An 8,593-nucleotide genomic window follows, 5' to 3' on the forward strand; every position below is an offset into this window, starting at 1 on the left:
CCCCACTCCACCACTTTTCGGACAAAAACGCTTAACTATCGGATAAATAGGGAGTTACGCAACGAATAACCAAAAATCAAAAAACAAGACATTTGGAAATTCGGAAAATCTTTATTAAATTTGCATTCCCTTAAAAGAGCGGAAACGTCTACTGAGGTAACAATTCACAATAATCTGTCCACATGAAGCCAAGTTCTGATGCTCGTTGGGACCAATCGCTTGCGCTCATACGCAAGAACGTCACCGAGCAAATATACAATACATGGTTCAAGCCTATCGTCTTCGAGCAGTTTGATGAAGCTCAGAAGATGATACTCGTACAGGTACCCAGCCCCTTTGTATACGAGTACCTGGAGGAGAACTTTGTCGACTTGCTGAGCAAGGTGCTGCACCGATGCTTCGGACAGGGCATCGGACTGAAGTATCGTGTGGTGACCGACAAGGAGCACAACCTCTCACAAGACATTGAGGCTGACCCGACCGATGTCGAACAGCAGCAGAAGCCACGGACAAAAGGTAACCAAAGCCCATCAATACTCGATGCGGCACAGCCTCAGCAGATCGATTCGCAACTGAATCCGCACCTTACTTTCAACAATTATATTGAGGGAGACAGCAACAAACTGCCGCGCTCCGTAGGCATGTCCATTGCCGAACACCCCAACACCATGCAGTTCAACCCCATGTTCATCTATGGACCGTCGGGTTGCGGAAAGACGCATCTCATCAACGCCATTGGCGTAAAGACCACACAAATCTATCCGCAGAAGCGCGTGCTATACGTTAGCGCGCGTCTCTTCCAGGTGCAATACACCAACGCGGTGCTGCAAAACGCGGTAAACGACTTCATCGCTTTCTACCAAACCATCGACATGCTCATCGTAGATGACATACAGGAATGGGTGAGCGCAACAAAGACCCAGGAGACGTTCTTCCACATTTTCAACCACCTTTTCAGAAACGGAAAGCGTATCATCCTCGCAAGCGACCGACCTCCTGTGGACCTCAAGGGCATGCCCGACCGTTTGCTCACGCGCTTCTCGTGTGGTCTCATCGCCGAATTGGAGAAACCTAACACGCAGCTTTGCATCGATATCCTGGAAAATAAGATACGACGCGACGGACTGCGCATACCGCGCGACGTCATCCAACTCATCTCTGAGACAGCCAATGGCAGCGTGCGCGACCTGCAAGGGGTCATCAACTCGCTCATGGCCTACTCCATTGTTTACAACAGCGAGATCGACATGCGACTGGCCGAACGCGTCATCAAGAGAGCGGTTAAGATCGACGACCATCCGCTTACCATCGACGACATACTCGATAAGGTGTGCAGCCATTACAACGTAACGCCCGAACAGGTCAACTCCAAGAGCCGAAAGCGCGACTATGTGCTGGCTCGTCAGGTGTCGATGTACCTGGCTCAGAAATACACGAAGATGCCTGCCAGCCGCATCGGAAAGCTCGTTGGCAACCGCGACCACTCCACCGTGATACACAGTTGCACACAAGTGGAGAAACGCCTGGTAACCGACAAGATGTTCTCGGCTGAGGTGTCAAGCATCGAAAACTCCTTCAAACTGAAAGGATAAGGCTTTCAACAAACAATTGCAAGCCGGCAATTCCAAGGGAAGAAGACTAACGCCGAACCAACGCAAAAGCGTTATCCGCATAAAAACACGCACGTTCCAGCACACGAGCGCAAAGAGAACAATCATGCAAAAGCGAAGAATCCAGCGTTCCACCATCGTGAAACGCTGGATTCTTCGTATGCAACAATTTAACCCTAACGGTCATTAGATTATGTTTTTTGTTCGTGTTTGTTTCGAGATGGATGCGTTAGGGGCTTTGGGGGCATAGCGAACCAAGGCGAAACACAAACGGAACTAAAATGCAGAAAGAAACGCTTACAAGCGTTGAAAAGATGCCATAACACCCTTGAAGCATTCCTATTTCGGTCTAACGACAGATTTATGGGGCAAGGATGGGTAAAGCCACGAGGGGAGGTCATCGAGTCCTCATCCATCAACAACGGAACGATGCGGCTCCAATAAGCAAGTTGTTGTCCTGAAAAAAATCACAAATGAAGGATGAATAGGCTATTCATCATCCTCCAATAGCAAAGGAACGGCTTATTTTTGTTAATCTTTGTAATTAACGTGAAAATATGAATTATAAAGTGTACTTTTGCCAACGACAACTAAATAACTGTTTAGAAACAACTCTATCTATCAAAAATCGAAGACATGAAAGTAAGAACTATTGCTCTGTCCACGCTGCTTCTGAGCAGCCTGGGCGCATCAGCGCAGGTAACGGTCGACGTGGATGCCGCGCAGAAAGGCAAGGCGGTCTCTCCCATGCTGTATGGTATCTTCTATGAAGACATCAACCATGCCGCCGACGGAGGTCTCTACGCCGAGCTCGTTCGCAACCGCAGCTTTGAAGACAACGACAAGGCCCCCGAGCATTGGAAGGCCAAAGGAAACGCCTCTTTGCAGCTTATCAGCAAAGGATTGCTCAACAAGGTGCAAGGAAAAGCGCTCGAAGTGACATTCAACGGCGACGGCGACGGTTTCAACAACGAAGGCTATTGGGGCATTCCTGCTGTGCAAGGACGCACCTATAAGTTGTCGTTCTGGGCCAAGGGAAAGCTCAAAGGCAAACTGAAGGCTTACCTGAGCTGCGGTTGTGGAACCAAGGTGTTCGCCTCAACCGAGTTTGAAGGCAAGCAATTTAGCAACAAATGGACCAAATACGAGGCCACTCTGACCAGCAAAACCAACCATCCTAAGGCTTTGTTGTGGTTTGCTGCCACTGGCAAAGGCAAGCTCGCGTTCGACGTGGTGAGCCTTATGCCACCTACATTCAATAACCGCGAGAACGGCATGCGCCCCGAATTGGCGTCGATGCTGTACGACCTCCATCCCAAATTCTTCCGCTTCCCTGGTGGTTGCTTTGTGGAAGGACAGCAAAGTCCCGACAACGCCTTCCGTTGGGAGCGCACCATAGGTCCCATCGAAGAGCGCCCAGGCCACTGGAACGTGAACTGGGGCTATCGCACAACCGATGGCATCGGTTTCCACGAATACCTGCAACTGGCCGAGGATCTCGGATCTAAGCCGCTCTATGTGGTGAACGTAGGCATCTGGCATGGTGGCTTCACACCCGTCGATTCCATCCAGCCTTGGATCGACGAGACGCTCAACGCATTGGAGTATGCCAACGGTCCTGTGACCTCCAAGTATGGTGCGCTGCGCGCAAAGAACGGACATCCCGCTCCGTTCAACATCGAATATCTGGAGATTGGCAACGAGAACAACCAGCCTAACCCCCGCGAGCAAAGCGACAACTATTACAAGCGCTTCCAGCTCTTCCGCGACGCCGTGCTGGCCAAATACCCCAACATGCACATCATAGGCAACGTGGCCTCATGGGGAACCGACGATCCCACATGGGATTCTGACGAGAAGGTGGAGCTCCTCGACGAGCACTATTACCGCACCCCGAACTGGTTTGCCGACAATTTCCGCAAATACGACACCTACAACCGTCAGGGTCCAGACATCTATGTGGGTGAGTACGCCGTGACTCAAGGCTTCGGAAACGTTGGAAACCTCAACGCCGCCTTGGGCGAAGCCGTATATATGATGGGTATGGAGAACAACTCCGACATCGTGAAGATGGCAAGTTACGCACCTATCTTCGCCAACGTCAATGAGACGAGATGGCGTCCCGACATGATTCAGTTCAACGCAACGCGCGCATTGGGCACACCTTCCTACTACGTGCAGCGCATGATGGCCAACAACGTGGGAACACGTATCATGGCCGTTACGCAGAACAACCCCTATAAGGTGAACCCCGACGACATCAAGGTAAAACCAGCAACCTGCGCCGTAGGTGTAGGCACATGGGGAACCAACGCCAGCTTCGAGGAGAAGGCACTCACCCTGGAGGAAGGCGCCACAAGCCAACCGGTGGCCAAGGCCGAGGTGAAAGGCACATGGAAGAAGGAAGGCAACGTCGTGAAACAGACCTCTTGGGAGGAAGGAACGGTGCTGCTCAACAACAAGCTGTTCACCTCCGACGAGTACACATACAAGGTTCGTGCCCGCAAGGACAAGGGCCACGAAGGCTTCCTCGTTGTATTCAACTATGTGGATGAGGACAACTATTGCTGGTTGAACCTTGGCGGATGGGGCAACGGACAACACGCCATCGAGCAGGTCATCGACGGCAGCAAGGCACAGATTGCCATGACTCCCGGCCGTGTGGAGGAAGGTCGCTGGTATGACGTGGAGCTCCACGTAAAAGGCGATAGCGTCTACACAAGCATCGACGGCAAGCAGATCTTCGCCGCCAAGTTGAAGCCCAGCACCTTTGCCAACTTCTTCTCAAGCGCCACATACGACGAAGCCTCAGGCGAGTATATCGTGAAACTGGTGAACACCAGCACAGAAGCCACCACCGCACGCATCAACCTGAAGAACCACAAGAGCTCGAAGGGTCGCGTGATACGCCTCACTGGCGAGAAGGGCACATCCGAGAACACCATCGAGCAGCTCACCAACGTCGTTCCGACCGAGGAGCAAGTGAGTCCCGACGCTGACGGTGTGACACTCGACATCCCCGCCAACTCGCTCAACATTGTTCGCATCAAATAAGCATCATGGTTAAATAACCGCAAAGGGGCGTGCCACGAATTGTGACACGCCCCTTACTATTTTCATTCCTTTTGTGGCGTCGGCCCATTGTCGTTAGGCGGAAACCGCTTTCATGCTACGCTTCCATTTGAGGTAACCCAATACCGCAATGATAACGTATAGGCCATAAAGCGAAGCCTTGAAAGGAATATCCTTGTAGAAATAAAGCACGCAAGTAACCACATCCACCACAATCCAAATGAGCCATTGCTCGAGGTATTTGCGCGCCAAAGCCCACACACCCACAAAGCTGAGGGCTGTGGTGAAGGCATCGGCCACGGGAACTGTGGAGCCCACCAACGTGAGCCAATACCACAAGATGGCCCAAATGGCCAACGTGGCCACCGCCCACGGCAACACCAAACTCTTCTTAAAGTGGGTAACCGGAAGCGCTTCCTTAGGCGCTTGGTTGCGTTTCTTGCCAAACTTCCACACCCACACACCATAAACGGTCATGGCAATGTAATAGAACTCCATGCCACAATCGGCATAGAGTCCCTTTTGGTAATAGAGCACAATGTCCATAACCTGCATCACAAAGCCTACGAGCCAAAGCCACAGGCTGGCCTTATACTCCAAAAGGATGTAGGCCAGTCCGAGGATGGTGGTAGTGATGTCGAGCCAATGGGCAACGAAATAGTCTTGCATTAGAATCGCAACGTAATGTTACCCATCATGGTAAAGCCTGCCATAGGCACGAAACCGATCTGGTAATAACGGGGATCGTCGTCCTTGTCGGTGGCCTTCTGATATGCAGAATATACCCAACCGCTTGCGGCATAATGGCGATCGAAGAGATTGTTCATGGTGAGGCCGAACACCACCTCCTTCATCACCTTCTTCATAGGCAAGGTATAGCTCAGGTTGAGGTCGCTCTGCGAGAAGCAGGGAAGCGAGCGCTGCTTGTTCTCACTGTTGTCAAGATACTGGCGGCTTACGAAATTGGTGTGCCAAACAGCCTCAAAGCCACGATAGTGGAAGTTGGCGAAACCATTGAGGATCACCGACGGTGAGAAGGCCAGGGTCGACTTGTCGTAATGGATGGTGCGATAGTGCGAAGCTGCACCCCAATCATCCACATACTCGGTGAAGTCCTTGATACGGTTCTGCGAAACGGCTGCATTACCGGCCACGGTCAACCAAGAAAGCGGGCTCCAGTCGGCCGTAATCTCGGCACCCATGCGATAGCTCTTGTCGATATTGGTGGTGAGGTTCTCGCCAATATCACTCTGCTGACCGGTCTGCACCAGCTGGTCCTTGTAATCCATGTAGTAGAGGTTCACGCCGGCATGCCAGTTGCCACCATTGTACTCATAGCCCAGCTCAGTATCGGTGAGGTGCTCGGACTTGGGAGCGGGATAGGAGCCGTTGTCGGTGAAGTTGTTGCGCTCGGGCTCACGACCGGCATAGGCCACAGAGATATAGGCGCGATGACCGCCCAAGTGGAAAACAAATCCGGCCTTGGGGTTGAAGAAGTTGTAGTCCTCGTGAATGTCGAGGGCGTGGTTATAGTAAGTGCCATCGGCATTCTTGTAGAACTTGTCGTTAACACCCGTTGTCTTATAGTGCACATGGCGATACTGCAAGTCGAGGAACGCATCCCACCAAGAGGTGAGGTGCTCGGTGGCCTTCACGAAAGCCGAGTAGTCGAACTTATGAGCGTCGGAATCGTAGTATTGGTTGGAGGCATAGGGCTTCACGATGTTGGCGATTGCCACTCCTGTAGGCACAACATCCACGTAACCAAAGTGGTTGCCGCGGAACTGTTGCAGGTTCACGCCTCCCACAACATCCCAAAGCTCGTCCTTGTAGTTGACGTTGTACACCACACCATAAGTATGCTGCGTGAGGCCTTTGCGACGGATGAAGTCGTGGCGCTCCACAAAGTTGCCATTGGTGTCGTTGGCGTACATGCCAAACTTGGCGAACTTGTTGTTATAACGGAACTCCTTGTAATAGCCATAGCCGTAGGTGTAATGCAGAGCGGCATTGTGGGTCCAATGGGTCGAGGGCTGCCAAGTGAAGCTCAGGATGTTATGGTCCTGCGTAAAGTTATCGGTAGTCTTGTTCCAATAGGAACCATCGGCCAGCTTATAGCGGAAGGTCTGGAAGTTGCCGGCTTCGTCCTGCGGGAACATCCAATTGTCCTCATCAAACACCATTCCCTCATACAACGAGTTGAAACGGCCCAAGCCATGCTCGTACATATCCTTATAAGTGCCAATGCCTTGGTCCATGAGCGAGGCATCATCGTTGCCAGCTGTTACGCCGCTCCACGCCTGGCCCGTGTGCTCGTAGTTGCCAATGTTCTTATAACGAATCTGGAAATTGTCGCCCAACCATGTCAAGCCACCGTAGAACGAACCGCTGTTGCCATCCGTGCCATGCACGAATCCGTCGGTTCCAGTGTGATGGAAGGCACCGTCGAAGATGAGGTGGTTGAAGAGCAGGCCTGTAGAGAAGTTGAGACCTGTGTTATAAGTGTTGTAGGTTCCATACGAACCTGTCAACTCCAACGTCGGCTTGAGACTTGGAGCGGCCGTAGCCAATGAGATGGTTCCGCCAAAGGCACCGTCGCCATTGGTAGATGTTCCAATACCGCGCTGTATCTGAGCCGAGCCAAGAAGCGAACCGTAAGAGTTCATGTTGGCCCAGAATACCGTTTGATCCTCAGGCGAATTGAGCGCCACACCATCGAGCGTTACGTTAATGCGGCTACCCGCAGCGCCACGAACGCGCATGTAGACTGTACCCGTTCCAAGGCCATTCTCGCCCCACGCCAGCACACCAGGGGTGTTGGCAAAGAGGAATGGCAACTCGCGACCTGTCTTGCTAAATGTGTTAAGCTCCTTTTTTCCAATGTTTGCCACTGCAAACGGTGCATCGTGCTGTGCACGCACTCCTTTGACAACCACCTCTTGCAGGGTGGTTTGCTTCAGCGAGTCGCTAACCGACTGTGCTTGAGCCTGTGCGGGAATCGCTCCTACCAAGGCCAAAACCAGCGGTGTTCCACTAATCAAATGTTTCATTGATACAATGAATTTTAAAATAATAATAATATGAAAGGGAAATCCTTTTACCTACGCCGGCATTATCCGGATCAGGTTCATGGGTATGTTCTCAGCACCAGCCAATCGACTGGGCACCCCTTTAGATGGCTTTCTGCCATCCGCATGCAAAATTACGATGATTTCGGCAGACAACCAAACGAAAACAAAGGTTTAACGCTACCAACACCCAACTGGACCAAAACGACGACAAAACAAAACATCCGCAAGTGGCTGACGGGAGATAGCGATAGATCTTGCGACTCAACAGAAGAAACTTCCATCATCGAACGACAAGCATATCAGGGAAAGAAAAACCGCAACAACCTATACACCCATCTACACTATTTTTCCCAAGCACACTTGCCCTTGGTCGCATATACGCGATTCTGAGCATTTTATGCAATCCATTGAAGATCAACACTTTATCACCAAAACTATAAAATCAACCATCCACTCTCCACATCAAATGCCACAAAACATGCCTAATCGAGGTGCGGAACATGCCCAATCGTACTGCGAAAGACCCCCGATCGACTCTCGAAACATGGTCGATCGCAACTCGATACATGCCTAACCGCAACCACATGGCTCGTTTTTGGCCTTTCGATTCCACAAAAACGCATATTTCGTTCTCTATTTCAAGCAAAATCCCGACACAACTTTCTAACCAAAAAACCTGACAATAATCATGGGCAAACACCCCACCCTACTCGTGGCCCAACGGTCCTTCCACAAACCCATCGCATGCCACCACCATCAGGGAACAACCGTCCGCAAACAACAAGCATAGGCCATTGTTGCCGCAATAAACTGAAACGAAGCGGGGGGGGCCCCCCCCCC

4 protein-coding genes and 1 riboswitch are annotated in these 8,593 nt (G+C 51.5%); of the genes, 2 read left to right on the plus strand and 2 right to left on the minus strand.

Annotated features, from left to right (window positions below; genetic code table 11):
• The first annotated feature begins 182 nt into the window (after positions 1 to 182).
• Together dnaA and KM934_RS09390 are read left to right on the plus strand one after the other, a co-directional pair.
• Positions 183 to 1,592, plus strand: coding sequence for a chromosomal replication initiator protein DnaA (gene dnaA, locus KM934_RS09385; RefSeq protein ID WP_215760361.1), 1,410 nt, complete (start codon positions 183 to 185; stop codon positions 1,590 to 1,592).
• Between the two features lie 654 nt (positions 1,593 to 2,246).
• On the plus strand, positions 2,247 to 4,664 hold the full coding sequence (locus KM934_RS09390) for an alpha-L-arabinofuranosidase C-terminal domain-containing protein (protein ID WP_215760362.1): 2,418 nt from the start codon (positions 2,247 to 2,249) through the stop codon (positions 4,662 to 4,664).
• Between the two features lie 93 nt (positions 4,665 to 4,757).
• Here the strand turns inward: KM934_RS09390 and pnuC are convergent, their stop codons facing one another.
• Together pnuC and KM934_RS09400 are read right to left on the minus strand one after the other, a co-directional pair.
• Positions 4,758 to 5,351 (minus strand): nicotinamide riboside transporter PnuC, encoded by a 594-nt coding sequence (pnuC, locus tag KM934_RS09395; protein WP_215760363.1) that lies wholly within the window; start codon positions 5,349 to 5,351, stop codon positions 4,758 to 4,760.
• Positions 5,351 to 7,732 carry a TonB-dependent receptor gene (locus KM934_RS09400; RefSeq protein WP_215760364.1) on the minus strand — a complete coding sequence of 794 codons (2,382 nt, stop codon included), beginning with the start codon at positions 7,730 to 7,732 and terminating at the stop codon, positions 5,351 to 5,353. The genes pnuC and KM934_RS09400 overlap by 1 nt, the downstream gene beginning before the upstream one ends.
• 31 nt (positions 7,733 to 7,763) lie before the next feature.
• Positions 7,764 to 7,863: riboswitch (TPP riboswitch) on the minus strand.
• Positions 7,864 to 8,593: the final 730 nt, after the last annotated feature.

It is taken from the genome of Hallella faecis (assembly GCF_018789675.1).
Lineage (GTDB): Bacteria > Bacteroidota > Bacteroidia > Bacteroidales > Bacteroidaceae > Prevotella > Prevotella faecis.